The 26,799-nt window shown below is 48.3% G+C and carries 21 protein-coding genes and 1 tRNA gene; 20 read left to right on the top strand and 2 right to left on the bottom strand.

The genetic code is table 11. The features are described from left to right. Positions 1-10: 10 nt before the first annotated feature. On the bottom strand, positions 11-370 hold the full coding sequence (locus V7P87_RS12755) for a putative quinol monooxygenase (protein ID WP_333797765.1): 360 nt from the start codon (positions 368-370) through the stop codon (positions 11-13). A gap of 222 nt (positions 371-592) precedes the next feature. Between V7P87_RS12755 and V7P87_RS12750 the strand changes: the two genes are divergently transcribed. Beyond that, positions 593-1,618 (top strand): GNAT family N-acetyltransferase, encoded by a 1,026-nt coding sequence (locus V7P87_RS12750; RefSeq protein ID WP_333797764.1) that lies wholly within the window; start codon positions 593-595, stop codon positions 1,616-1,618. Here V7P87_RS12750 and V7P87_RS12745 read toward each other — a convergent pair. Next, positions 1,619-1,695: transfer RNA gene (locus V7P87_RS12745), tRNA-Pro, on the bottom strand. Positions 1,696-1,939: 244 nt separating this feature from the next. On the opposite strand from V7P87_RS12745, the gene V7P87_RS12740 reads away from it, so the two are divergent. The 19 genes from V7P87_RS12740 to V7P87_RS12650 all read left to right on the top strand — a co-directional run bounded on the left by V7P87_RS12740 (position 1,940) and on the right by V7P87_RS12650 (position 26,649). Continuing rightward, entirely contained in the window at positions 1,940-2,812 is an 873-nt protein-coding gene (locus tag V7P87_RS12740; protein WP_333797763.1) for a DMT family transporter, read from the top strand. A 307-nt stretch (positions 2,813-3,119) separates the two neighbouring features. Then, positions 3,120-4,382 carry an endonuclease gene (locus V7P87_RS12735; protein WP_333797762.1) on the top strand — a complete coding sequence of 421 codons (1,263 nt, stop codon included), beginning with the start codon at positions 3,120-3,122 and terminating at the stop codon, positions 4,380-4,382. A 189-nt stretch (positions 4,383-4,571) separates the two neighbouring features. Beyond that, positions 4,572-5,669, top strand: a complete 1,098-nt coding sequence (gene astE, locus V7P87_RS12730; RefSeq protein WP_333797761.1) for a succinylglutamate desuccinylase — start codon at positions 4,572-4,574, stop codon at positions 5,667-5,669. Positions 5,670-6,197: 528 nt separating this feature from the next. Next, entirely contained in the window at positions 6,198-7,382 is a 1,185-nt protein-coding gene (locus V7P87_RS12725) for a thiamine pyrophosphate-dependent dehydrogenase E1 component subunit alpha (protein ID WP_333797760.1), read from the top strand. Continuing rightward, the gene (locus V7P87_RS12720; RefSeq protein ID WP_333797759.1) at positions 7,382-8,359 is read left to right on the top strand and encodes an alpha-ketoacid dehydrogenase subunit beta; all 978 of its coding nucleotides are present in this window, start codon (positions 7,382-7,384) and stop codon (positions 8,357-8,359) included. Before V7P87_RS12725 ends, V7P87_RS12720 begins: the two co-directional genes overlap by 1 nt. A 22-nt stretch (positions 8,360-8,381) precedes the next feature. Then, positions 8,382-9,959 (top strand): dihydrolipoyllysine-residue acetyltransferase, encoded by a 1,578-nt coding sequence (locus V7P87_RS12715; RefSeq protein WP_333797758.1) that lies wholly within the window; start codon positions 8,382-8,384, stop codon positions 9,957-9,959. A 147-nt stretch (positions 9,960-10,106) separates the two neighbouring features. Then, positions 10,107-11,282, top strand: a complete 1,176-nt coding sequence (locus V7P87_RS12710; protein WP_333797757.1) for a YbfB/YjiJ family MFS transporter — start codon at positions 10,107-10,109, stop codon at positions 11,280-11,282. A 102-nt stretch (positions 11,283-11,384) separates the two neighbouring features. Continuing rightward, positions 11,385-13,220, top strand: coding sequence for a protein kinase domain-containing protein (locus V7P87_RS12705; RefSeq protein WP_333797756.1), 1,836 nt, complete (start codon positions 11,385-11,387; stop codon positions 13,218-13,220). A 107-nt stretch (positions 13,221-13,327) separates the two neighbouring features. Then, a complete protein-coding gene (locus V7P87_RS12700) occupies positions 13,328-14,221 on the top strand; it encodes a sensor domain-containing diguanylate cyclase (protein ID WP_333797755.1) in 894 nt (297 codons plus the stop codon). 113 nt (positions 14,222-14,334) lie between these two features. Further along, positions 14,335-16,182 carry a M1 family metallopeptidase gene (locus V7P87_RS12695; protein WP_333797754.1) on the top strand — a complete coding sequence of 616 codons (1,848 nt, stop codon included), beginning with the start codon at positions 14,335-14,337 and terminating at the stop codon, positions 16,180-16,182. A gap of 156 nt (positions 16,183-16,338) precedes the next feature. Further along, positions 16,339-17,007 carry an SIMPL domain-containing protein gene (locus V7P87_RS12690; RefSeq protein ID WP_333797753.1) on the top strand — a complete coding sequence of 223 codons (669 nt, stop codon included), beginning with the start codon at positions 16,339-16,341 and terminating at the stop codon, positions 17,005-17,007. 82 nt (positions 17,008-17,089) lie between these two features. Next, positions 17,090-17,563 carry a GAF domain-containing protein gene (locus V7P87_RS12685; protein ID WP_333797752.1) on the top strand — a complete coding sequence of 158 codons (474 nt, stop codon included), beginning with the start codon at positions 17,090-17,092 and terminating at the stop codon, positions 17,561-17,563. Continuing rightward, on the top strand, positions 17,560-17,904 hold the full coding sequence (locus V7P87_RS12680; protein WP_260656524.1) for a hypothetical protein: 345 nt from the start codon (positions 17,560-17,562) through the stop codon (positions 17,902-17,904). Before V7P87_RS12685 ends, V7P87_RS12680 begins: the two co-directional genes overlap by 4 nt. A gap of 3 nt (positions 17,905-17,907) precedes the next feature. Next, complete coding sequence (gene proQ / locus V7P87_RS12675) at positions 17,908-18,627, top strand: RNA chaperone ProQ (protein ID WP_333797751.1); 720 nt, start codon at positions 17,908-17,910, stop codon at positions 18,625-18,627. Between the two features lie 16 nt (positions 18,628-18,643). Beyond that, on the top strand, positions 18,644-20,668 hold the full coding sequence (prc, locus tag V7P87_RS12670) for a carboxy terminal-processing peptidase (protein WP_333797750.1): 2,025 nt from the start codon (positions 18,644-18,646) through the stop codon (positions 20,666-20,668). 82 nt (positions 20,669-20,750) lie between these two features. Then, positions 20,751-22,130, top strand: a complete 1,380-nt coding sequence (locus tag V7P87_RS12665; RefSeq protein ID WP_333797749.1) for a sodium-dependent transporter — start codon at positions 20,751-20,753, stop codon at positions 22,128-22,130. Positions 22,131-22,172: 42 nt separating this feature from the next. Beyond that, positions 22,173-23,648, top strand: a complete 1,476-nt coding sequence (nhaC, locus tag V7P87_RS12660; protein WP_333797748.1) for a Na+/H+ antiporter NhaC — start codon at positions 22,173-22,175, stop codon at positions 23,646-23,648. Positions 23,649-23,836: 188 nt separating this feature from the next. Further along, positions 23,837-26,425 (top strand): aminopeptidase N, encoded by a 2,589-nt coding sequence (gene pepN, locus V7P87_RS12655; protein WP_333797747.1) that lies wholly within the window; start codon positions 23,837-23,839, stop codon positions 26,423-26,425. Further along, positions 26,425-26,649 carry a DUF2835 domain-containing protein gene (locus tag V7P87_RS12650; RefSeq protein WP_333797746.1) on the top strand — a complete coding sequence of 75 codons (225 nt, stop codon included), beginning with the start codon at positions 26,425-26,427 and terminating at the stop codon, positions 26,647-26,649. The genes pepN and V7P87_RS12650 overlap by 1 nt, the downstream gene beginning before the upstream one ends. The last annotated feature ends 150 nt before the right edge of the window (positions 26,650-26,799 follow it).

Genomic DNA, 26,799 nt, shown 5'->3' with positions numbered 1-26,799 from the left:
GCACCTGGCGTCATGCTTCGTGCTTGAACTCTGGCGCGTCATAACCTACGGGTTCATCAGAATAAATACAAACATTCCAATCCTCAGCCAGACCATTTTCAGCCAGACAATAACGGCTGAAGAAGGTCTGAATTTCGCGACGCTGGCAGTGCGCTTCAAAGCTGGCTAAATCGGCCCAGATCTCATTAAACACCAATGGAAAACTTTTGCCTTCAGCAAAAGGGCTGCTGATCTGCCGCGTCACCCGGTATTGCAAACAACCATCTTCCCTGAGCGTATTGGCTTCCAGGCTTTGTAATACCTGAAACAGCGCCTGCTCCTGGCCGGCTTTAGGTAAAAACTGGGCGATACAATAAACTTTTTTTGACATAAAACTGGCTCCGGTACTGGACGGTTTTTAGATTTGCCAACCCAAGGTGCTGTAACAGGCGGCTGGCTTTATTAAAAGGCAGCGTTTATAAACTTATTAATGCAAAATTACTACTTGATCTAAAAATACTATGCCTTTTTCAGGCATAACGTCTGCAGCCAGGGTAAAAAAGAGGTTGGTATGGACTCTTGGTGTCTTTACTGTGCAAAGCAGGGGCTTGGTATGTTTAAAAGCGCCTGGGACAAACTCAATGCTGAGTTATATCAACAGCATCCGTATTATGACAGCAGATTTATTGAAACCATGCTGCAGTATTTTGCCCATGATACTGTCTGGCTTTGTGTGCATCAAAGCGGCGGTGTGATTGACGGCATGCTGTTAGTGCAACGCAAAGGCATCACCAAATGGTCGTTATTTTTACCGGCGCAGGCACAGGTGACTCCGTTATTGCTGCAAGACACTGCATTATTGCCACAATTGTTGCCACTGTTGCCGGGTTTTACGCTGGGACTGGATTTACCTTGTCAGGATCCGGCATACAGCCCGCTCAGTTGTGATCCCGGTACTTTACAGGCAACAGTGATGGCCCATGCATTGACTATTAATGTGAACCTCAGTGCAGGAAGTTTTGCCGAATATCTGCAAAGACGCAGTAAAAAATTCAGACAAAATCTGCAGCGGCGTTTTGAGAAGGTACAGCAGGCGGGGTTTGGCTTCACACTACACTGTTTTACCAAAGAAGCAGAAATGGAAAGCGCACTGGCGCAATTTGGCATGCTGGAATCTAAAGGCTGGAAAGAAAAAATAGGAACAGCTGTGCATCTGAATAACAGGCAAGGGCAGTTTTATCTGCAGCTGTTACAGCGTTTTGCCAAAACTGAGCAAGCCTGTGTTTATCAGCTTTGCCTGAATGATCAGCCGGTGGCGATGGAGCTTTGTATTGCCTCAGCCAAGATGCTGATCTTGTTAAAAACAACTTATGATGAAGATTTTGCGGCTTATGCACCAGGGCGTCTGTTGTTGTATCTGTTGCTGCAGCGTGAGTTTGAGTGCAAAAGGGTGCAGACGGTTGAGTTTTACACTTCGGCCGATCACAACGAGCTGGCCTGGGCCGATGGTGCGCGTTGGATCAGCCATCATATGCTGCTGCGCAACCCAGCAGTGCGTTATTGCCATCGGTTAAAAAAGTCGTTGATGAATAAAAAATTATCAAAGGAAGACAAACAAGAATATACAGCGGGAGATTAATGGTCGGTACGAGAGGATTTGAACCTCCGACCCCTGACACCCCATGACAGTGCGCTACCAAGCTGCGCTACGTACCGACGTTGGGGCTTATCATAATACTTTTCCTCCTGATTGCAACGGAATGTCTGGCATAGCTTGTTTAACTGCTGGGTTTTTAACCGGGTTTTCCAGAATATCAGCTACCAACAACAATAAAATCCGGTACATTAAGCCTTCCGGTTACATCCATCTGGCCATCCGGCAGTTTGATTGCATGGTTCCATCGACTCACAACGCCGGTTTTAGCGCAGTCGCGGCCAGCACAGCACAGGACATTATCTCATGTGGATTTTATTTACTTTATTAGCCGCATTTATGCAGGCGTGGCGCAACGCCTTTCAAAAACAGTTGAGTGTGGATGTGAATGTGCTGGGGGTGACACTGGCACGTTTTATCTATGCCAGCCCCTTAGCCGCTTTGTATCTGTGGTTGTTATATAGCTCACCCGATGCGGTGATACCGGCCTTTCACGACAATTTTGTATTTTATGTGGTGGCCGCATCCCTGATGCAAATCCTGGCCACTGCGCTGATGGTGGTGCTGTTTAAACAAAAGAATTACGCCATAGGCGTTGGCCTTGCCAAAAGTGAAGCGATTTTTGCCGCAGTGCTTGGGGTGTTGTTTTTTTCAAGTGCGTTAACACCGCTCGGCTGGCTTGGTGTCTTGCTTGGCAGCATCGCAGTCTTTTTATTAAGTGGATTAACCAGTATCAAAACCATCAGTTGGTCAACTGTGCTGATAGGCGGTGCTTCGGGCTTGGCTTTTGCGCTGACATCTCTTTGGGTACGTGAGGCCAGTTTAGCCCTTGGTCTGCCTTTTCCTTATGGGGCGGCCTGGGTGCTGCTTTTTGTCATTAGTTTACAAACGCTGATATTGCTCTGTTATCTGGCGCTGCGTGACGCTCAAACCCTCAACGCCTTATGGTCAAAGCCAAAGCTGACCCTGCTGACCAGTGTCAGCAGCTGTATTGGATCTTTGGGCTGGTTTACCGCGATGAGTCTGGAAACAGTGCCGCTGGTAAAAACGCTGGGCCAGGTTGAGGTACTGTTCACCTTAATGATTTCAGCCTGGTTTCTTAACGAAAAGTTAAAAAAACAGCATTATCTGGGGCTTGGCCTCATAGTCGTTGCGGCCATGCTGGTGATGTGGGCCTAAACCAGTAAAGGGCTGAAGTTTCCGCCTTCCTTTACCGCCTTCATTGCGCCAGTAGTTTCTAACTGTCAGACATTTGTTAATAAGGTAACTTTAAATAAGGTAATTGTCATATTCCTGCTTTATGCTGAGCTACTGTCGTTGATTTTTAAGATAAAAACATCGCAGTAAGCCACTGTAAATCACCGGGTAGTCGTTTTTGTGATCACCCAAGTTGTGTTGCCGGCTGGATGCTGGGCAGGACTTTTCACAAAAAACGGCATCAACCGGCACAGTGAACAACTTCATAAAATTATAAAGTGGGGAACAGATGAAACGTCTGATGTTGGCGGCTTGTTGCTGCCTTCTATTGCAACCAGTGCAAGCTAAATTGTTGTTATCGGAAGTGCTCTATGACGCACCGAACAATGACAGTACCGAAGAATATATCGAAATTTATAACGACAGCTGCGCAGCGGTCAGTTTAACAGGTTATAGCCTGGCCGATAACGGTAGCAGTTTTAACTTAACCGGTACCATCAGTGCCGGTGGTTATTTTGTCGTAGCAAAAAGCAGCAGTGCATTGCAGGCTCTGACTGGCAAAAGTGCCAATCAGTCAGGCATGACTTTGTCACTGGGCAACAGTGGTGATTATGTACGCCTGCGCCAGGGCAGCACAGAAATTGACATGGTCGCTTTTGAAAACGCGGTCAGTGGCTGGGGTTTAAATGCTGTTGATACTTCAGTGGCACGCAAAAACGTACCAGACAGCAATACCGCAGCCGACTGGCAGGTGTCGGCAAATGCCGGCACCCCGGGTTCTGGTGTGCTCAGTACTTCTTGTGATGGCGGCGGCAGCGGTGGGTCAACAACAGTGAATTTGCCGGATTATTATGTGGGCACCACGGGCTTATCAGGCGCTGCGCTAAAAACAGCGTTAAACAATATTTTGCGGGGCCATGTTCGGTTTAGCTACAGCGAAGTCTGGGATGCCATCAGCTACACAGATGAAGATCCGGCCAATACCGCCAATGTGATCCTGCTGTACGCTGGCCGCAGCACACCAAAAACCTTCAGAGTAAATACCAGCAGCTCACTGGACGCCTGGAACCGTGAGCATGTTTGGGCCAAAAGTCATGGTTTCCCTGATGAAAGCCAGTACGCTCATACCGACCTGCATCATTTAAGACCGGAAGATGTGTCGCTGAACTCCACCCGCGGCAATAAAGATTTTGACAATGGGGGGACCTCAATAGCGGAGGCGCCACTGAATAAAACCGACAGTGACAGTTTTGAACCCCGCGCTGCAGTGAAAGGCGACGTTGCCCGGATGTTGTTTTATATGGACGTGCGTTATCAGGGGGGCGATGACAGTGGTACCCCGGATTTATCTATCCCTAACATTGCGCCAACCGGCAGCACAGCACCACAAATGGGTAAACTTTGTGTATTGCTCGCCTGGCATTTAGCCGATCCGGTCGACAGTTTTGAGCAACGCCGTAATAACCGCATTTACGAGCTACAAAAAAACCGCAATCCATTTATCGACAACCCGCAGTGGGCAAGCGCAATTTATGGCAGTTCCTGCCCATAAAATGACAACGACCACAACAGCACCTGGCAGCTAAGCCTGCGAAAGAGGCGCTTTTTGCAAAATGACGGCTTATTGCCGTCATTATTTTGCTGCAAAGCCCGCACTGAGCTGGCTACAATAGCGCGCTGCCGCCCGTTCTGTTCACTGTGCCGCCGGCAGTTAATTCGCTCAACATTGCAAGGACCAGTTATGTTATCTGCGTTACCTACCGCTTTGCCTCAAGTGCTTGCCGATGCCGATTTTCTGGCTTTTACCCTCAAACACCCGGACTTTTATCCGGCGACAAGTTTTGTGCTGAACAATGGCACAAAGTGTGAGATCTGGGACACCGGGGTCATTTGTTTTACGCCCGACAGTTACGGCAATAACGACATCGTACTGTCATCAGGTGTACATGGTAACGAAACAGCGCCTATTGAAATTTGTGCCGCTCTGGTCAAAGACATTCTGCAGGAAAGGTTGCAGTTAGCTGAACGGGTGTTGTTTTTATTTGGCAACCCGGCAGCAATGAACGCTGGTCTGCGTGAAATCAAAGACAATATGAACAGGTTTTTTTCCGGCGCCCATCAGATAGACCCTGCGTTATTGGCCAAAGCGCCAGTAGCACAGCAGGCGGAAGCTGCCGGTGTGTCCTTTGAAAAATTGCGTTGCGCCAGGTTAGAGCAATATGTCAGCCGTTTTTATCAGGCTATGCCGCAAGGGCGCAACCGCGCTTTATACGATTTACATACTGCCATCCGCGGCTCTAAGTTTGAAAAGTTTGCAGTTTATCCATATCTGCACGGTAAACCCTGGTCTGAACAACAGCTCACCTTATGGGCCAGCTGTGGTGTCAATACCTTTTTATTAATGCAAACACCGGCCACCACTTTTAGTTATTACGGTGCCAACGAACACAATGCGCATGCCTTTACGCTGGAGCTGGGGAAAGCACGACCTTTTGGCCAAAACGACCATAGCCGTTTTGCCGATGTTGCGCTGTTACTGAAAAAACTGATCAGTGGCGACATGATCAGCACCAAGGCTTTTGCCGAAACGGATTTTCATTTGTTTGAGGTGTATCGCGCTATTAACAAACAAACTGAAGCTTTTGAGCTTTGTTTTGCCGCTGATATCGAAAACTTTACCCAATTTGCGCCAGGCACAGTGCTGGCCAGAGATGAGGGTGTGGAGTATGTGGTGGAACAACCCGGTGAGGCGCTCATTTTCCCAAATGCCAAAGTAGCCATAGGCCAAAGAGCCATGCTGATGGTGAAACCCATTTCAGTGGCAGGTCGCACCGCCTAAAGCGTTTGATAAAAACCGATACGCCGGCAAAAGCCACAACTTGTTGTGGCTTTTTTACGCTTGAATGAAAAGTTGCAGTCGTAACTGCACATCAAAGGAGGCTGCGCAGGGGATCAGGCTCAAAGCTGCTGTAAAGATGAGCCGGTTCAACATTTCTTGCCGCTTTGTTTTGGCTTTCTGCTAATTTTTAATGGCTGATCCGGTTGCAATGCAGTTTACGTAAAGGTAAAGTTGCCGCGCATTCTAAAAATCGATCATATTCTAAAAACAAGAATAGCGGGTGTTGCCGGCAAGGTTTCGATTGACGTTTACGTAAAGCTTTGGTGTCTACTGTCAGGTGTGACCTAAGCAAACGCCATAAAAAAACGCAATCTGAAACGCCATCGCAAGCGGCACCATGGGGAGAAGCTGGTTTTGCCTGCCAAAAATTGCCACAGAGCAATGGTTGCGCCACCAGTCTGGTTCAATTTCAAGGTAATGCCGGCAAACAACCAAGGTCCGCGTTACCCGAAACCTAAAGAGAGACCTATGACCAACCCTAACAACGCCACCATTTCGACTGTACACACAGCCGAATTTACCAGTGGGCACGCGTTACAGATCCCAACTCTTCGTATTCTGCAGGACGACGGTACTATTTATCCTGGTGCTGTGGCACCTGAACTGGATAAAGAAACTGCACTGAAAATGTATCACAGCATGAGTTTTATCCGGGTGCTGGACGAGCGGATGCTCGCTGCGCAGCGTCAGGGCCGCATCAGCTTTTATATGCAGTGTTTAGGCGAAGAAGCCGCCACTGTTGGCAGTGCAGCTGCGCTCGATGACAAAGACATGATCATGGCGCAGTACCGTGAACAGGGTGCTTTACGTTACCGTGGCTTTTCGCTGGAACAATTTATGAACCAGCTGTTTTCCAACGAAAAAGACCTCGGTAAAGGTCGCCAGATGCCGGTGCACTACGGCTCAAAAGATATTTATTACATGACCATTTCCAGCCCGCTGGGGACCCAAATTCCTCAGGCGGCAGGTTACGCCTACGCGCAAAAGCTGCGTGGTTTATCCAACGTCACTATTTGTTATTTTGGTGAAGGTGCCGCCTCTGAAGGTGATTTCCACGCCGGTTTAAATATGGCGGCCGTGCATAAAGCACCTGTGCTGTTCTTCTGCCGTAACAATGGTTATGCCATTTCGACACCGGCCAACGAGCAGTTTAAAGGTGACGGTATTGCCTGCCGTGCTGTAGGTTATGGCATGAAAGCGATCCGGGTGGATGGTGCCGACATTCTGGCCGTGTACCAGGCCACTAAAATGGCGCGTGAATATGCACTGGAAACCAATGAGCCGGTGTTGCTCGAGTCTATTGCCTACCGTTTGGGCGCACATTCATCCTCTGATGACCCAAGCGGTTATCGCAGCAAGGAAGAAGAAGAGCAGTGGCGTAAAAACGACCCGATTTCACGTTTTCGCTTATGGTTATTGGCCAAAGGCTGGCTGGATGATGAAGCCGATAAAGCTCAGATTGAAGCACTGCGTGCTGAAATTCTGGATGCACTGAAAGTGGCAGAAAAAGTGGCCAAACCTGGTATTGAACACTTAATTTCTGATGTGTACGCCGAACCTATCCCTGAACTTGAGCGTCAGCTGGCTGAACTCAAAGCACACATCCGCAAATATCCGGATGCTTATCCAATCACGTCAGGGAGAATGTCATAATGGCAAAAATGAATATGTTACAGGCCATTAATAACGCCCTTGATCTGGCGATGGCCAAAGACAGTACTGTGGTCTGTTTTGGTGAAGACGTAGGCCACTTTGGTGGTGTGTTCCGTGCAACCTCAAAACTGCAGGAAAAATACGGCAAAGACCGTTGTTTTAATACGCCATTAACTGAACAGGGTATTGCCGGTTTTGCCAATGGCATGGCATCACAGGGCATGAAACCTGTGGCTGAAATTCAGTTTGCCGACTACATTTTTCCGGCCTTTGACCAGATCGTCAACGAGACGGCCAAGTTCCGTTACCGCTCAGGCAATGAATTTAATGTCGGAGGCCTGGTGTTTCGCACGCCATACGGTGGTGGTATCGCCGGTGGTCATTATCACAGCCAGTCGCCGGAAGCTTATTTTGCCCACACCCCGGGTTTAAAAATTGCCGTACCACGCGACCCGTATCAGGCCAAAGGTTTGTTACTGGCGTCTATCGCCTCAGAAGATCCGGTGATTTTCTTTGAACCTAAGAAGCTGTACCGCGCCTCTACCGGTGAAGTGCCGGAAGAGTATTACGAAATTCCATTAGGCGTGGCTGAAGTGATGCAGGAAGGCAAAGACGTGACAGTTTTAGCCTGGGGCGCGCAAATTGAAATTTGCCAAAAAGCCATTGAAATGGCGCAAGCTCAGGGCATTTCCTGTGAGCTGATTGACCTTCGCAGTATTCTGCCATGGGATGTGGAAACCGTCGTGAAGTCGGTCACCAAAACCGGCCGTTTAGTCATTAACCACGAAGCGCCGTTAACTGGCGGTTTTGCCGGTGAAATTGCCGCAACCATTCAGCAACGTTGTTTCCTGCATCTGGAAAGCCCGATTGCACGGGTGTGTGGTTTAGATACGCCGTATCCGCTGGCGCTGGAACGCGAATACGTGGCTGACCACTTAAAAACTTTTGAAGCTATTGTGGCTTCGGTGAAGTTCTGATCCACAGCTGATAGAGGCCATAATGAAAAAAGATTTTATTCTGCCGGATATCGGTGAAGGTATCGTTGAATGTGAACTGGTCGAATGGCTGGTGAAAGAAGGCGATACCATAGTTGAAGATCAGCCGGTTTGTGACGTGATGACCGACAAAGCACTGGTGCAGATCCCATCTGTGTTTAATGGTGTGGTCAGCAAGTTGTATTACAACAAAGGTGATATTGCCAAAGTGCATGCCCCTTTATTTGAAATGCAGATTGCCGGTGAAGCTCAAGCGCCAACAGCAGCTCCCGCTGCAACACAAACCGCTGCAGCGCCTTCAGCAGCAGTTGCCGGTAAAATCACTGAAGATTTCCTGCTGCCGGATATAGGCGAAGGTATTGTTGAGTGTGAAGTGGTGGATTGGCTGGTCAAAGAAGGTGATGTGATCGCCGAAGATCAGCCAGTCTGTGATGTGATGACCGACAAAGCTTTAGTACAGATTCCGGCCAAATACGCCGGTAAAGTAGTGAAACTTTATACTGCCAAAGGGCAAATTGCCAAAGTACATGCTCCGTTATTTGCCATTGAACGGGTTGCAGAAGGCGCGCCTGTTGGTGCTGTATCCGAGGCATCTGCAGTTGTTGCACCTCCGGTCGCTGCAACAAGCACTGCAACACCTGCCGCTGTGATGGCCAATAACGGCAAAGCAGTGGCAAGCCCGGCAGTACGTCGTTTAGCCCGTGAGCTGAATGTTGATTTAACCCAGGTGGCAGGCTCTGGCGCTAAAGGCCGTGTCTATAAAGAAGATGTGCAGAAGTTTGTCAGTGGCGCTGCGTCACCAGTCTGCGCTGCAAAAGCCGCAGCTGTGGCAGCAGCGACAAGCGCAACAGAGGCTGTTTCTGCAGTTGCAACCGGCGGTCGTCGTGTTGAGCCTATTAAAGGCATTAAAGCAGCGATGGCACGGCAAATGGCCGAGTCAGTGTCTACTATTCCACACTTTACCTATTGTGAAGAGATTGATTTAACTGACTTAATTGCCCTTCGGCTCAGCTTAAAAGACGGTCTTGCCAAACAAGGTGTTAAGCTCACTATGATGCCGTTTTTTATGAAAGCGATGTCGCTGGCATTAACTGAGTTCCCGATTTTAAACAGTCAGGTCAACAGCGATTGTTCTGAAATTACTTATTTTGACGACCACAATATTGGGATTGCCGTCGACTCCAAAGTGGGGTTATTGGTGCCAAATGTCAAAGGCTGTCAGCATAAGTCGATAGTGGAAATCGCCAAAGACTTAACCAAACTGACAGACTCAGCCCGTGAAGGCCGTGTCAGCCCAAGCGACTTAAAAGGCGGCACTATCACTATTTCCAACATTGGTGCTATTGGCGGCACAGTGGCAACGCCTATTATCAACAAGCCGGAAGTTGCTATTGTTGCCCTTGGCAAAGTGCAGCAGCTGCCGCGTTTTGACAATAAAGGCCATGTGGTGGCGCGTTCTATTATGCAAATCAGCTGGTCTGGCGATCACCGTGTGATTGACGGCGGCACTATTGCCCGCTTTACCAATCTGTGGAAACAGTATCTGGAAGAGCCAAGCAGTATGCTGGTCAATATGCGTTAAGCCACAACGCCGAATCAAGCCTAAACAACCCCACCAATCTGGTGGGGTTGTTGTTTTTGCTCACCGAAATTTAAGACAGAAGTCGCATAGTAGCGCCGGGTGTTTTCAGGCTTAATCAGTTTCAGTGATTATTCTGCAGGGCTCTTGATGCGCAAAATAAACCCGATCACATCCGACGCTGCGAAGGTAATAGGTGCAGGCATTGCCGCTTTAATTCTGAGTGTCGGTTTATCTCGTTTTGCCTACACCCCGATGTTGCCGCTGATGCTTGCGGATACCACACTTAGCAAAGCTCAGGGCAGCTTTCTGGCTACTTTTAATTATCTGGGATATCTGACAGGCGCCTTAACTGTGGCTTTGCTTCACAACAACAGTGCAAAACTGCTGTTGTATCGTATTGCTTTATTGCTTTCGGTAACCAGTACCTTGGGTATGGGGCTGACCACAGACTTTCTTTGCTGGGCTATTCTGCGTTTTGCCGGCGGCTTTGCGAGCATTGCCGGTTTGTTGCTGGCCTCGGCTTTTGTGCTGAACTTTTTAACCCGAAGCGGTTTCAGACCAGCGCTGGGTGGCCATTTTATCGGTATGGGTGCAGGCATTGTGTTATCCGGCCTTATTTGTGCACTTTTTGCAAAAAATTTCAGCTGGGAGCAGCTGTGGTTAGTCTTTGCCGCCTTGAGCCTGTTATTGTTGTTTCCCGCCTGGGGCTGGTTACCCGCACCACAAGCCTTGTCTGGCATGGCAAATGGCCACAGCACAGAATCTGGTCACTGGCTGAAAATCATGGTGTTGCTGTATTTTTGTGCCGGTTTTGCTTTTGCCACCGGCACCACCTTTATCCTGCTGGAACTTGAACATATCGCTGCACTACAAAATCAGACCGCCTGGATCTGGGTTGGTGTTGGACTTGTAACCACGCCGGCACCTTTTATCTGGGATGCGCTGGCGCGCCGTTTTGGCCTTGAGACAGCGCTGCGACAGGCCTTGGTGTTGCAAATTATCGCAATGTTATTGCCGCTGTATCACCAAAGCGCATTGGCAGGTGTGTTGAGCGCTTTGTTATTTGGCATCACTTTTATTGGTATTGTCAGTCTGGTACTGACCCTGGCCGGGCGGCGTTATCAGTACAATGCTGCAGCTGCCATGGGCAAACTCACTTTAAGTTACGGTCTGGCACAAATCATCGCGCCCTGGGTTGCCGGTTTTACGGTGCAATACAGTGGCAATTTTCAGCTGATGTTACAGCTCTCAGCGCTGTTACTGGGGATTGCTGTGCTGCTGATACGGCAACTTCAGCCAAAACAGCAACAAACACCACTTTGACAAGGGCTCATTTACCTGAAACAAGGTACATGATAACGTCCTGTTGTTTAACAAAGTATTTTTATCACAGCGATTTTCTCAGCGGCAGAAACAGAGTTCAGCATGGAAAAACACCAGCTTCGCAATTTTTACATCCCGGAAGAGCAGTCGTTTTATCTGTTAAACGCCAATGACGCCAAAAAACTCAAAGACTGGGTGGCACTTTGTATTGAAGAATTGCAAAAGCTGGGTTATCGCGATATCGAGCTGGTAGGCAAAGGCGCTTATGGTTTTGCTTTTGCCGGCCTTGATCAGCGTAATGAACAGTGTGTGTTTAAGTTTTCCCGCATTAATCTGCCACAACATATTCAGGAAAGGCTCGCTGACGAAGCTTTTATGCTGTCTCAGCTGAACCATCCGAATGTGCCGCGTTATATCACTTATCAGCTGATCAAAAAGCAGGGTATTTTGATGATGGGCCGTGCCAAAGGTGTGGATCTGGAACAATACAGTCTGCAGCATGGCCGCCTGCCGGTGCGACTGCTGATCGACATAGCGGCGCAGTTGGCTGCGCTGTTAAAAGTGCTGCGCACTCATCACAAAGACGGCGAGTTATGCCCGATAGTCCATGGTGATATTAAACCGTCCAACATTGTATTTGATGAACAAAGTGGCCAAATCAGTCTGGTGGACTGGGGCTCTTCGGTATTTGCCCAGACCGACGAGCAGGGCCAATACATCAGCAACAATGTGATGCAGCTCATGTCTGCCGATTTACAAACGTCCAACGCCAGGTTGGGGGATGTGTATTTTATTGGCACAGAGCAGCGCCTTGGCGCTTTATCCAGCCCCAGATTTGACGAACAAGGTGTAGCCGGTACCTTATATGCATTGGCCTCAGGCCAATCCTGTCGTTTTGGTCGTAAGGCCATTCCGGCCCGTAGTCTGGGATTGCCAATGGAATTTGCCACTATGCTCGACAGTATGCTGGCTGATGATGCCCATCTCCGAGCTGATGCCGGCGACTATTTTCTTAAAGTAATGCCACGACTAACCCAGCTGGTACTACCCGATTTAACCTTATTTGACGACAGCCCGTTGTTGCCGGTGCAGCTGCAGCAAGATGTCAAAGAGCTGGATACTGTAGTCTATTCTTCCCGCAAATCATTTTTACGGGAACACAGCGAAGAAGCGGGTATTCAGTATGTTGACGACGTACAGCTGGAGCGGTACTACAAAAACTATCTGGAAGGCATGGGCGAAACGGAAAAAGCCTTTGTAGCGGCCGTAAGCCGGCTGGCACGTTATCCGGTGGTAGGCGGCCTGGCAATTCACTGGCAACAGCAGGGCGTTTATATCGACTGTAACCTGCATCTGTATGATGCAAAGCTTTACAGTGCTTTTAGTTTGGCTGTGAATAATGTGGTGTATCTGGCACAAGCCATCGGCAAAGTGGGCATTTTTAAAGCCTGTTTGTTTAATGCCCGCCAGACCATCCATTTATCCAGAGCCAGTGCCGATATTCCTTTTGTGGCACCCGCCGGCACTGTGATCCCTTATGACGTAGCGTCCGCTTTAAGCCCTGATGACAGCAGCAAACAACATTCTTATTTTGAAGACGGTAAAGATCCGGACGAACAGCTGGTATTGCCCGACGCTATTATGGCGGATATTGCCAAACTGAACCTTATCCGGCACAGCGGCTGTATTATTTTTGAAGTAACCACACTTTACATGAAAATTCACAGTTATTTCCATTTGCTCGACCCGGCAAAAGAGCAAGAGTTCCGTGCGTTATTGGCGAATATCGTCGAAAATATCCGTCTTATTGCCGGAGAAGGTGTAGGTGGTTTTATGAAACTACCGCACAAAGACACGCGCTTTTTCCCACACCAGATAGTGCAAAATGCCCGTTATTATCCGGCCAATCCAAAACAGAGCAGTGCTTTATCATCCTAATATCAGATTTTCGTAATATTTTTCACCGGCGTCTCTGGCCTCTGCTACCTTTGACTTGAGGTATAACCTGCTTTTGCGGGCAACCATAACGGACTTTGGTTATCGCTATGAGTGACGAGAAAGACTGGTCGCAGCAACAACTGCAAATATTCAAAGCTATCGCCGATAACTCAGGGGCTGTCATTGGTGCCAAGTCACTGGATGGCGAGTACCTTTATGTGAATCAACAATATGGCCGGCTCTTTCAGCGCCCGGTCAGCGATTTTATCGGCCGAAAAGACAGTGAGTTATTCCCCGCTGAAACCGCAGCTCAGTTCAGACGTGCCGATCTTTTGGCACAGCAAAGCCAGAATCCGATCAGTGTTGAGGAAGTGGTACCGGTAGACGGCATAGAGCGGGATTTTTTATCAATTAAATTTCCGATTTATTCTACCGAAGGTAAGTTATTTGCAACCGGCCTTGTTGCTGCTGACATTAGTAAAATCAAAGACTTACAGCGGCAGTTGCAAAATATGGCCGACCATGACGTGCTGACCGAATGTTACAACAGACGCAAAATTATGGAAATTGCTGAGCTTTATCTGAAAAAAGCCCGCAGATACCAGCAGGATATGGCGGTGCTGGTATTTGATTTAGACCATTTTAAGCAGGTGAATGACACCTTTGGGCATGCGGTAGGCGATTGTATTTTAAGCGGTTTTGTCGACAGAGTGAATGCAGAACTGCGTAAGCCGGATGAGCTGGGACGGCTGGGTGGTGAAGAGTTTATTGCCGTGTTGCCGGACACCAGTGCGGTGTCGGCACTGGCACTTGCCGAGCGGATCCGCGAAAAAATTGCGCTCTGGTATCCGGAGCAACTTGCGGGGCAACAAGTTACCAGCAGTATCGGCATTGCCGGATTTTCATTGTCATTACAATCGCTGGACGAGTTGGTGGCCGCTGCTGATCATGCCTTGTACCAGGCCAAAGCCCAGGGCCGCAATTGTGTCAGGCTGTATTAAGCCCGGGTAAAAGCCTTGAATAAAAACAGGTTGTTTTTAAGTCAGGCAAGTGGAATAACTTTTTTTCCCTGAGCGCTACGCCTATGATAACGGCCTTACCTTTGGAGGCCGTTATGCCACAGTTGTTTTTTAAAATGCACTTTGTATTTTTTGTGATTGCACTTAGTTTCACCTCGTCTTTGCAGGCGCAGGTACGCGACCAGCATAGTTTTTCCAATCCTGAACAAATCATTTCCACCCATCTGCTACTTGATGTCACTGTCGACTTTGATAAATCAGAGCTGCGTGGTTTTGTCGAACATCAACTTCAACGGCAGCAGAAAAATGCCAATACCCTGGTGTTGGATAGCCGTGCTTTGGTCATTGAAAAGGTATTACAGCAAAAAGCCGACGGGCAGTGGGCGAGCGCCCGTTTTCAACTGGGTAAAGCGGCCGGTATTCTGGGGCAGAGTCTGAGTATTCAGCTATCACCAGATAGCCAAAAAGTGCGGGTGTATTATCACACCACTGCAGACAGCAGCGGTTTGCAGTGGTTAAGCCCGGCGCAAACCAGCGAAAAACAACAGCCGTTTTTGTTTAGCCAATCACAAGCTATCCATGCCAGAAGCTGGATCCCACTGCAGGACACGCCGGCAGTCAGGGTCAATTATCAGGCACGTGTCCGCACTCCCAAACCTTTACTGGCCGTGATGAGTGCTGATAACAGTAAAAATACTGAACGGGATGGTGATTATCACTTTGACATGCCACAGCCGGTACCCTCTTATTTGCTGGCGTTGGCGGTTGGTGATCTGCACTTTCAGCCAATGTCGGCACAAACCGGCGTTTATGCTGAAAAAATCTGGCTGGACAAAGCTGTTGCTGAGTTTGCTGACACTCAGGCCATGATGGATGTGGCATCAAAACTCTATGGCCAGTATCCGTGGGGCCGTTATGATTTATTAATTCTGCCAGCCAGTTTTCCATTTGGCGGCATGGAAAATCCCCGTTTGTCTTTTATCACGCCAACAGTGATCACCGGCGACAAAAGTCTGGTGAGTCTCATCGCTCATGAGTTAGCACATTCCTGGTCCGGCAACTTAATTACCAACAGTAACTGGGAAGATTTGTGGTTAAACGAAGGTTTTACGAACTTTTTTGAAAACAGGCTAATGGCAGAAGTGTACGGCAAAGGCCGGGCTGATATGGAATATAGCCTCAGTGTGGCGGAATTAACCCGCGCTATGCCGGAGTTAACAGAACCAGATCAGGCACTGAAACTCAAGCTCGCAGGCCGGGACCCGGACGAGGCGTTCAGCGCTGTGGCTTATGTAAAAGGCCAGCTGTTTTTAAGTTTTCTGGAACAAAAGTTTGGTCGCGCGCGTTTTGATCAGTTTGTGTCTTTGTATTTTAAAACCTTTGCCTTTCACTCGATGGATACAGACAGGTTTTTACAGTTTTTACAAACCAATCTTTTAGATAAATACCCGCAAGTGGTGTCAAAGGCCGAAGTTGAGCAGTGGGTATTTCAGGGCGGTTTACCGGATACTTATCCCAAACGGCCTTCTGATGCCTTTAGCGACGTAGAAAAGCAACTGGCGCTTTTTATTGCTGGCACGCCGCAATGGCAAACCAGCAACTGGACAGTACATCAGTGGTTGCATCTGTTAGACAAATTACCCCGCCAGTTGTCGGGTCAGCAGCTGATTAGTCTTGAGCAGCAATTTGGTTTTAGCCAAAGCCAGAATGCCGAATTATTTGTGGCCTGGAGCCGATTGGCAATACCTCTGAATTACGAAGCTTTGCATCAGCCTGTACAGCAATTCCTGTTAAAAGTAGGGCGCTCCAAGTTTGTGGTGCCACTCTATCGGGCGCTGGCGCAAAATCCGCACTGGCGAGATTTTGCCCAGAAGGTCTATCAACAGGCGCGGCCTGGTTATCATCCGCTCACCCAGGCTCAGGTTGATAAAGTTTTTCAATAGGCTATGCGGAAATTACAACATCATTTAACAGTTTCAGACTACGGTGGCAACTAAGATAGCGGCGTTGTGATTTCAGCACAGGTTCATCCGACATGGTCACCATAGGGCGGTCTGTGCCATCGGTATTTTTTTAAACAGCATCCAAGGAGAAAGCGGATGAAAATGATGTTACCTATTGCTCTATTTAGTGTCATGCTCAGCGGCCATGCTGGAGCAGAAGAACAAATGGCACTGATCACAGTGCAGGGATCGGGCGTAGTTGAAGCGGCGCCGGACAGGGCCAGATTACAGATGACAGTGGGCAGCCGGCAAACGTCGGTCAGTAAAGCCAAAACGGAAGTTGACGCTAAAATGGCGCAGCTGACAGCTATGGTGCAACAACTGGGTATTGCCAGTACTGATATCAACAACGCACCACTGCGTATTTATCCTGAATATCAACAGGATCAAAAAGCCGTTGAGATGTATCGGGTTGAGCGGGAGCTGACAGTACAGGTGCGTGATTTAACAAAATATCCGGCACTGTTAGAACAAGCTGCAGCGCTGGGGATCACCCAACTGGCGCCGGCCGAGCTGTTAGTTGCAGAACCTGCACCTTTATACCAGCAGGCAGTACAGCTGGCTTATGCCGATGCCGAGCAAAAGGCGCAGCAACTGGCCAAATTAAGTGGCCGGAAAATTAAACAGGTGCATCAAATTCAGGAGCAGGGAGTTTCACCTGCGCCAAGACATAAAATGGCGATGATGGCTTCTGATGCGGTGCAATTTGGCAATAACCAGGTACGTGCAGATCTGTCAATACAGTTTGAGTTGGCAAAGCCCTGATAAATGTTCCGCCTAAAGGTTTAAATTTAAAGCCAAACCAAGTAAGGTAGTGGCCTTTGTGATAGTCAGATACTGAACACCCATGTTTGCTGAAAAATTAGACTTTTACCGCACATTAACAGCGCAGGCACAGGCGCTGATCGCAGATGAAACCGACCTGATTGCCAATATGGCGAACCTGAGTGCTTTGTTATTTAATGAAATGCCTGATCTGAACTGGTCAGGCTTTTACATTTTAAGACAAGGTGAACTGGTGTTAGGCCCATTCCAGGGCAAACCCGCTTGTGTTCGCATTCCCGTAGGCAAAGGTGTTTGTGGTACTGCTGTGGTAACAGGTGAAATTCAACTGGTTAAAGATGTGCATGAATTTCCGGGACATATTGCCTGTGATGCAGCCAGTAATTCTGAAATTGTATTGCCGGTCAGACTGCGGGGCGAAATCATCGCTGTGCTTGATATCGACAGTCCGTCACTGGCCCGTTTTGATGAGGCAGACCAACAAGGCTTAGCTGAACTGGTTGCCGTTTTTGAACAGCGGCTGGAACAAACTTTATGAAAGATTTGGTTTCCATTCATGATTACTTATTCGGCGTTGGCGATGTCGGCGACTGGGAAGGTGATGAAGAGTTGGTTGCAGACCGGATCAATGCTATATACCATGCGGTATGGCAACAAATTCCAGATGACACTGAAGTTGCGCTGATAGACAAACTGATGCGTGATATCTGGGACCAGCTGCGTGGCAGCCTGGTGCTGATTGAAGCCGATGAATACGAATTAATCGACTGGGCTTTGGCTCACACCAGAAAAGTTCTGGATAAAGCCCTCGATGAAGATGATGCTGACGATGACGACAGCGATACCGATGTAGATGACGAAGAAGATGAAGAGTATTAATGCATGACCAGCCAAGTCGAACCGCAAGTAAAACCACACAACGTGAAAGAAATCGTAGCCTTATTAAGTGAACAGTTTCCACTGTGTTTCACGCTGACTGGTGAAGCGAAACCGCTGAAAATCGGTATTTTCCAGGATTTGGTTGAACGTTTAAAAGACAACCCACTGCTGAGCAAAACACAATTACGCCAGGCACTGCGCGTCTACACCTCCAGCTGGCGTTATCTGGACGCGGTCAAAGAGGGGGTTGCCCGGGTTGATCTGGATGGCACTGCAGGTGATCTGATTGACCAGCAACAGGCTGAGCACGCATTAAAAACCCTGACTGAAAGCAAAGCGAAAGCGGCTGAAGTGCGTAAAGCAAAAATTGCTGAACAAAAAGCCAAGCAGCAGGCGCAAAAACCAAAAGCTGCTGCCGTTGCCGGAACTGAGCGCAAGACTGACAAAACTGGTTACAAAAAACCAGCAACAAAGTCTGCCGCTACAACAGCAAAAAGTTCTACTCTGAAAGAACCTCGGTCAAAAGTTCAGCCAGCTGCTGCTGAAAGAGAATTACAGGCCGTTACGGCAGACAAATTGGTAGTGGGCGCAAAAGTTTTAGTGAAGCTTGGACAGAACCCAATGCCAGCTACCGTAGTCGAAGTGGTTAAACAGGACGTCGTAGTGCAGTTAGCCTCTGGTATGGTGGTCAAAACGCATAGCGGCAGTTTGTATCAGGCTTAACAACGCAGAGTCTCAGATGAAAAGATTATCCGGTATAGCGGCAGCATTGCTGCTGATCTCAGGCAGTACGGTACTGGCAGCAGTAAATTCAGAAACTGTGGTGATGCCAAAGCTGGCGCAATTGGACCAGCACTTCACCGCCAGTAAAAGGGTTGCCGCAATTTTTACCCGTGGGCACTACCTGCAGGTTCAAATTGACGATGAGTTGTCAGCCAAAGTGTTTGAACGCTATCTGGATAGTCTGGATTATTTCCACAATGTGATGCTGAAAAGCGACATTGATGGTTTTACCCAATACAAGTTTCAGTTTGACGATGCCATTCAAAAAGGTCAGTTTGACTTTGCTTATCAGATGTTTAACCTGAGTTTGCAACGTCGCGCTGAACGTTTTGATTACGCCATCTCTCTGCTCGACAAACCATTTGATTTTAGCACTGATGATCAATACGAATATGAAAGGGAAGGTGCTCCCTGGCCCGTCGATATGGCGCAACTTAATGAGCTGTGGCGTCAACGTGTAAAATTTGACGCGTTAAACCTGAAGTTAGCCGGCAAAAATAACTCTGAAATCAAAGACATTTTGTTAAAGCGTTATAAGAGCGCTAAAAAACGGTTGGCTCAAACTGAAAGTGAAGATGTGTTTCAGTTAGTGCTTAACTCTTATGCCCGCAGCATTGAAGCCCATACTTCTTATTTATCACCACGTAACGCTGATCGTTTCCAGCAGGAAATGAACCTGAGCCTCGAGGGCATTGGCGCTGTGCTGCAACTGGATGATGACTACACCACTATCGCCAGTCTGGTGCCCGGTGGTCCGGCGGATTTAACTAAAAAGCTCAAACCAAAAGATCGTATTGTTGGTGTAGCGCAGGGTAATGAAGATTTTGTTGATGTGGTCGGTTGGCGCCTTGATGACGTTGTTGATCTGATCAAGGGTCCTAAAGGCTCAAAAGTTCGGTTACAAGTGATGGCTGCCAGCGATACCGCTGGAGCGACACCACAACAAATAGAAATTATCCGTGACAAGATCCGCTTGGAAGACAGAGCAGCCAAAGGCGAAGTGTTTAAATCTATGCTGCATCAGAATGGTAAAAGCATCGGGGTCATCAACATTCCGAGTTTTTACAACAATCTGACCGAAGATGTCCGCAAAGAGCTGGCTGCGTTAAAAGAGCAAAAAGTGGAAGGTATTATTGTCGATTTACGTGGCAACGGCGGTGGTTCCCTACCAGAAGCTATTACCCTGACTGGTCTTTTTATCGATAAAGGCCCTGTGGTGCAAATCCGTGAAGGCAATGGTCGTATTACCCAGAACGACGATACAGATGCCAGTGTGTTTTATGAAGGTCCACTCACTGTCATGGTGGACCGTTATAGTGCCTCAGCATCGGAAATTTTTGCTGCTGCGCTGCAGGATTATGGTCGCGCTGTGATTGTTGGTGAACACACCTTCGGCAAAGGCACTGTGCAACAACACCGTGGCCTTGGCCGTATTTATGATACTTTTGATGGTGAGCTCGGTAGCGTGCAATACACTATTGCGAAGTTTTACCGTATCAATGGTGGCAGTACCCAACATAAAGGGGTGGTGCCAGACATTACGTTCCCATCTCCGATAGATCCGGCAGAATGGGGTGAAAGTAAAGAGAAAAATGCCTTACCATGGGATTCGATTGCTCCAGCCAGTTACAGTAGTGCAACTGATATCAAAGCGGCGTTGCCTATCCTGATCGAAAAACATCAGCAACGTATTGCCAAAGAGCCAGAGTTTAAGTTTCTGTTAGCTGATATTACTGAATACAAGAAAGAAAAGGACGTAAAAACAGTATCGCTGAATGAAAAAGAACGGTTAGCAAAAAAGGATGGATTGGCAGCGCGTGAACTGGCGCGTACCAACGAACGTCTGGCCAGATTAAAGTTACCTCCAGTGAAAAAAGCGGAAGACGCGCCGGAAGTTCTGGAGAAGCTGGATCCCTTCCTGGAAGAGACTGCACTTATCACCTCAGATCTGATCATGAGCAGTAAGCTGGCGAAAAAGTGAGCTAGCTTTTATAAGCTTCCCCCGACAAAGGACTGGTTTCAGTCCTTTGTGTTTTTTGTTTCATTTATTTTAGGTTTTACGCATGTTGCAGCGCCGTCTATCTGTGCATGGCCAATGGTCCAGCCGTTTTACTTTCATTATTGCCGCTACGGGCGCCGCCGTCGGTCTTGGCAATATCTGGAAATTTCCTTACATCATGGGGCAAAACGGCGGCGGAGCCTTTGTTCTGGTCTATCTGCTGGCCATTGTATTGATTGGCTTGCCGGTGTTGATGGCTGAAGTATTGATAGGCAAAAGAGGGCGTCAAAGCCCAGGCTTATCGGCACGTATGCTGGCTCTCGAAGCCAACGCCCATCCTTATTGGCAGTTAACCGGCTGGATTGGCCTGTTTGCCGGTTTTTTAATTTTGTCGTTTTATTCAGTGATCGCAGGTTGGGCTTTTGCTTACGTTGGCAAAGCGGCCACAGGGCAGTTTTCTGGTAAAACAGCCGCTGAACTTGGCCAGATGTTTGGCCAGTTTTCGACAGACAGCAGTAGTTTGTTGCTCTGGACCACTGTCGTGATTGTAACCACCTGTGCCGTAGTTGCGCGTGGTCTGAAAAACGGCCTTGAGCGCACGATAAAATGGATGATGCCAGCTTTGTATTTGTTATTGGTTGGGATGGCCATTTACGCTTGTTTAACCGGCGAGTTTTTACAAGCGGTACGTTTTATGTTTTATCCGGACTTTTCAAAATTGACGATGAATGGCGTGCTGATCGCACTGGGGCATGCCTTTTTCAGTCTGAGTTTAGCCTCGGGTGTGATGATGATTTATGGGGCTTATTTACCCAATAACGTCTCTATCGTGCGTACATCTGTCTGGATAGCGCTGGCTGATACATCGGTCGCGTTAATTGCAGCTATGGTGATTTATCCGATAGTGTTCAGTCAGGGACTGGATGCTGGTCAGGGGCCAGGCCTTATTTTTGTTACCTTGCCGGTGGCCTTTGCCACTATGCCGGGCGGAGCAGTGCTCGGGCCGGTATTTTTTATTATGCTGGTGCTGGCGGCATTTACTTCTACCATAGCGATGATGGAGTCTGTTGTGGCTTGGCTGGTTGAATCTAAAGGCTTTAATCGGATGCCTGCCGCCGTGCTTGGTGGTGCGGTGCTCTGGAGTTTAAGCCTATTGACCGTGTTTTCTTTTAGCGGTGCCAGCTGGTCACAGTTTGACTTTCACTTTATTGGTAAAGACGTCCACAATTTTTTTGAGTTAATTGATCATCTGACCTCAGACATTTTGTTACCCATCGGCGGCCTGGCGGTGGCATTATTTACCGGTTGGGTGATGAAACGTCACGCCATCGAAGAAGAGTTGAATACTACGCCACTTGCTTATACTATCTGGCGCTTCTGTATCCGCTGGTTCACACCTGTTGCCATTGCAGTAGTGTTTCTGAACCTGGTTGGCGTACTCTGACAATTATTAAAAAAAGCTCATAAGGGCAACTGAGTAGCAATAATGACAAATCAAATCAAAAGACCCAGTCTGTTGGATGCGTTAATTCCGCTGGTGGTATTAATTATCCTGTTAAGTCTGTCGGTATACCTGTACGGCAGTGACTCCTCTTATGGCCCTAACCAAATTGCGCTTTTTGTCGGAGCCGCTATTGCCGTTATTATCGGTTTAAAAAATGGTTATAGCTGGGCCGAGATGGAAAAAGCCATGATCCATGGCATTTCATTGTCGCTTGGCGCAGTGCTGATTTTGTTCGCAGTGGGCGCTCTGATTGGCACCTGGTTATTAGCAGGCACTGTACCGGCGTTAATTTATTATGGGCTGCAAGTGCTGGATCCAGCATGGTTTTATGCTGCTACCTGTATTTTATGCGCCATTGTGTCTATGTCGATCGGCAGTTCATGGACTACGGCCGCGACCATAGGTGTGGCGTTGATTGGTGTGTCGGTGGGGCTTGGTTTGTCTGAAGTCATCACCGCTGGTGCTATTATCAGCGGCGCTTATTTTGGTGATAAAATATCTCCTTTGTCTGACACCACCAATCTGGCGCCCGCCGTAGCGGGGGCTGAACTGTTTGATCATATCCGCCATATGACCTGGACCACGATTCCCAGTCTCGTCATCGCTATTATTATTTTTTCTGTATTGGGTTTAAACAGCGCTGCAGTAGCTGATGCCGAAAAAATAGTCAAACTCAGTGCTGATTTGCAGGTGCAGTTTAATATCGGCCTGCTGAACCTGGTACCTATGCTGGTGCTGATGATCATGGCGATTAAAAAAGTACCAGCGTTCCCAACGGTATTTATCGGAGCATTACTGGGTGGTGTCTGGGCATTGCTGTTCCAGCCTGAACTGGTTAATAAAATGGCGGATGACGCTTTGCCGGCAGCGCTTGGTTTGCTCAAAGTGATCTGGAGTACATTACACAGTGGTTTTGTGATTGAAAGCGGTAATGCCGAACTGGACAAGTTATTGTCCGGCGGTGGTATGGCAAAAATGATGAACACTGTTTGGCTGATTATGTCGGCCATGGTATTTGGTTCAGTGCTTGAGCACACTGGATTATTGCGCCGTTTTGTTGAGGCAATTCTGGCCAAAGCACATAGCACAGGCTCTTTAATTACCAGTACTATTGCCACCTGTATTGCCACCAATATCCTGACGGCTGATCAGTATATGGCTATTGTCATGCCGGGCCGAATGTACAAAGAAGAATATGCCAGAAGGGGACTGGCGCCAGTGAACCTGTCGCGTACCCTGGAAGATGGCGGTACTATTACCAGCCCGCTGGTGCCCTGGAATACCTGTGGTGCTTATATGCACGGCGTGCTGAACGTCAGTCCGCTTGAGTATATCTTTTATGCCTTTTTTAACCTGATCAATCCGGTGCTGGCAATTATTTATGCATATTGTGGTGTGAAGATCCTGAAACTGACACCTCCGATATCAGTGCCAAACCCTGTGGCCGTCAAAGGCTGATGCTATTTTGTCGGTTGTTTTGCCAGTAACGGCAGCCTGATGGTATCAACATCACGTTTCAGCTAAAAACCTGAGCTTGCTCAGGTTTTTTTATGCCATCTGACCTGGCTTTGCCCGCAGTGTAGTTTGCACGGCTCTGTGATTTCAGTACACTTGCCACAACCAGACAGAGGCACAACGGAGTTGTTATGAGCCAAACCCGCCAGGCAAAAAAATTAGCTGATTATCAGGCCCCATCTTATGCCATCGATCACATTGAGCTGGAGTTTGATTTAGCACCTGAGCAAACCAGAGTCACTGCCATTAGCCAGTGGCGCCGGCTTGGCGGTAATTCGCCACTTGTGCTGGATGGTCAGTATCTGCAGCTGGAAGGGATTTGGCTTAATGGCAATGCGCTTACCGATTATCAGCTTAACGATGAGCAGCTTATTCTCAGTACCTTGCCTGACGTTTTTGAACTGAAAATAGTGACACTGCTTAACCCGGCATCGAACACAGCACTGGAGGGTTTATACCTGTCCAATGGCGCTTATTGCACCCAATGTGAAGCCGAAGGATTCCGGCGTATTACTTATTATCCGGACCGTCCTGATATGCTCGCCGTGTTTACCACACATATCATTGCCGACAGCAGCAAGTTTCCGCACCTGTTGTCCAACGGCAATCAAACGGCCTCTGAGTTACTCGCCGATGGCAGACGCCGTGTCAGCTGGTTTGACCCTTTCCCGAAGCCTTGTTATTTATTTGCGCTGGTGGCAGGGGATTTTGATGTACTGGAAGGCAGTTACCAAACCTGCAGCGGCCGTCAGGTCAAACTGGCGTTTTATGTGGATAAAGGCAATAAAAGCCGCGCCGAATTTGCCATGGCGTCGCTGAAAAAAGCCATGCGCTGGGATGAAACCACCTATGGGCTGGAATACGACCTTGATGTGTATATGGTGGTGGCTGTCGACTTTTTTAATATGGGCGCGATGGAAAATAAAGGCCTGAATATTTTTAACAGCAAATACGTGCTGGCTGATGCAGAGTCGGCTACTGATACCGACTACTTCCATATTGAAAGTATTATTGGCCACGAATATTTCCATAACTGGACCGGCAACAGAGTGACTTGCCGGGACTGGTTCCAGCTTAGTTTAAAAGAAGGCCTGACGGTGTTTCGTGATCAGCAGTTCAGCTCCGATATGGGATCACCCACTTTATGCCGCATTGATGCAATTAAAACCATCCGCACAGCCCAGTTTGCCGAAGACGCCGGACCAATGGCGCACCCGATCCGGCCGGAACAAGTGCTGGAGATGAATAATTTTTATACAGTCACAGTGTACGACAAAGGTGCAGAAGTGATCCGGATGCAACACACTTTGCTGGGTGCGGCAGGCTTTCGCAAAGGGATGGATTTATATTTTTCCCGCCATGATGGTCAGGCCGTTACCTGCGATGACTTTGTGCAGGCAATGCAGGACGCCAGCGGAGTGGACCTGCAGCAGTTTAAACGCTGGTATCAGCAAGCAGGCACGCCAGTACTGAGCGCGACCTACAGTTACAACAGCACTGAACAAAGCTTGTTATTAAGCCTGCAGCAGCACACACCGGCAACCGCCGATGGCAGTGCTAAGCTACCTCTGGTGTTACCGGTGCGCTTTGAACTTGTGAGTGCCGGCACAGATTATCATCATCAGGAACTACTGGTACTCAATGACAAAAGCGCTGAGTGGCGTTTTAACAAGGTGCCTGCAGATGTGGTTCCGGTGTTATTGGCCGACTTTTCTGCGCCGGTTAAATTACAGTTGCAATATCAGACAGAGCAGCTGCTGTTGATTGCCGCTAAAGCGAAAGATGGTGTTGCCCGCTGGGATGCGATGCAGCAATTGTGGTCTGCCCTGGTGCACGCTGCCGTTGAACAATATGATCAGAATAATGGGCTCAGTGCTGGAGTAAAAATTCCCGCTGCACTGATTGCCAGTATGCAACAACTGTTGCAACAGCCGCTTACGGATCTGGCCTTTACTGCAGAATTATTAACACTGCCCGGTTACGACACTCTGGCCGAGCAATATGATGAAATTCCGGTGGATGCAATTTTAACAAGCTTACAGGATTTCCGCCGCCAGATTGCAAAGGCATTACAACCTGACTTGTTGGCCTGTTACCACAAATTACCGCGCAACCCTTATCAATATTCACAACAGCAAGCCGGAAGCAGACAGCTGCAGGCTCTGTGTTTGTCTTACCTGGCACTGACCGGACAGGATGAGTTGTTAAGGTCACATTATCAGCAGGCCGACAATATGACGGACAGGCTTGCTGCCATTAAAGCCGCAATTTTTGCCGAGAGTGGTGCTGCAGCGGCTCTGCTTGCCGATCTTGGCCAGCGTTTTGCGCAAAACCCACAGGTATTTGATAAATGGGCCAGTATGCAGGCAATGAACCCGTCACCGGCCGTTTTTGACAGCCTGGTGCAGTTGTCGGCTTGCCCCCAATTTAGCTGGACCAATCCAAACCGGGTCAGGGCCGTTTATGGTGCTTTTGCGATGCAAAATCCGCAGCAGTTCCATCGTACAGACGGCAAAGGTTACCAGTTGCTGTTAGACATCCTGCAAAAACTTGATGCGGTGAATCCGCAGCTTACCGCAAGGCTGGTGACACCTTTGTTGTCGTGGAAACGTTTTGACAAAACCAGGCAGCAGCTGATGCAGGCACAACTGCAACAACTGCTCAGCATGCCCGGCCTTAGTAATGATTTGTATGAAAAGGTCAGCCGAAGCCTGCAGTAATGAACAGAACCTACAGATTCCATGCCGTGCTGACGGCGGAGCAGTGCCTGGCCTATTATCAGGGCGCTATTACTCAAGTGTTAGTGTGGGCAGACAGTGGCGAAAAAGTGCAGCTGCCTGCCCATCATTTCCGGCCTTATATCAGTCATTTTGGTTTAAATGGTTATTTTGAACTGACGACCACAGCAACAGGCAAGTTTATTGGGCTTAAAAAAATAAATTAGAGTATGTACTTTAAACGATAGATTAAAACAGCAGCTCGAATATTTTACTAATTGCCTTTTGTTTTCATCAACTTAACCCTGTTTCGTACATTTTTTGTAAACTCAGTTAAACTAAGGTCGGGTCAATACTGCATAAATCAGAGGGTTCAC

The sequence above is a fragment of the Rheinheimera sp. genome (assembly GCF_036782235.1).
Classification (GTDB): domain Bacteria; phylum Pseudomonadota; class Gammaproteobacteria; order Enterobacterales; family Alteromonadaceae; genus Pararheinheimera.
Note: the sequence above shows the minus strand (reverse complement) of the source record. Positions and strands in the feature narration are given on the sequence as shown.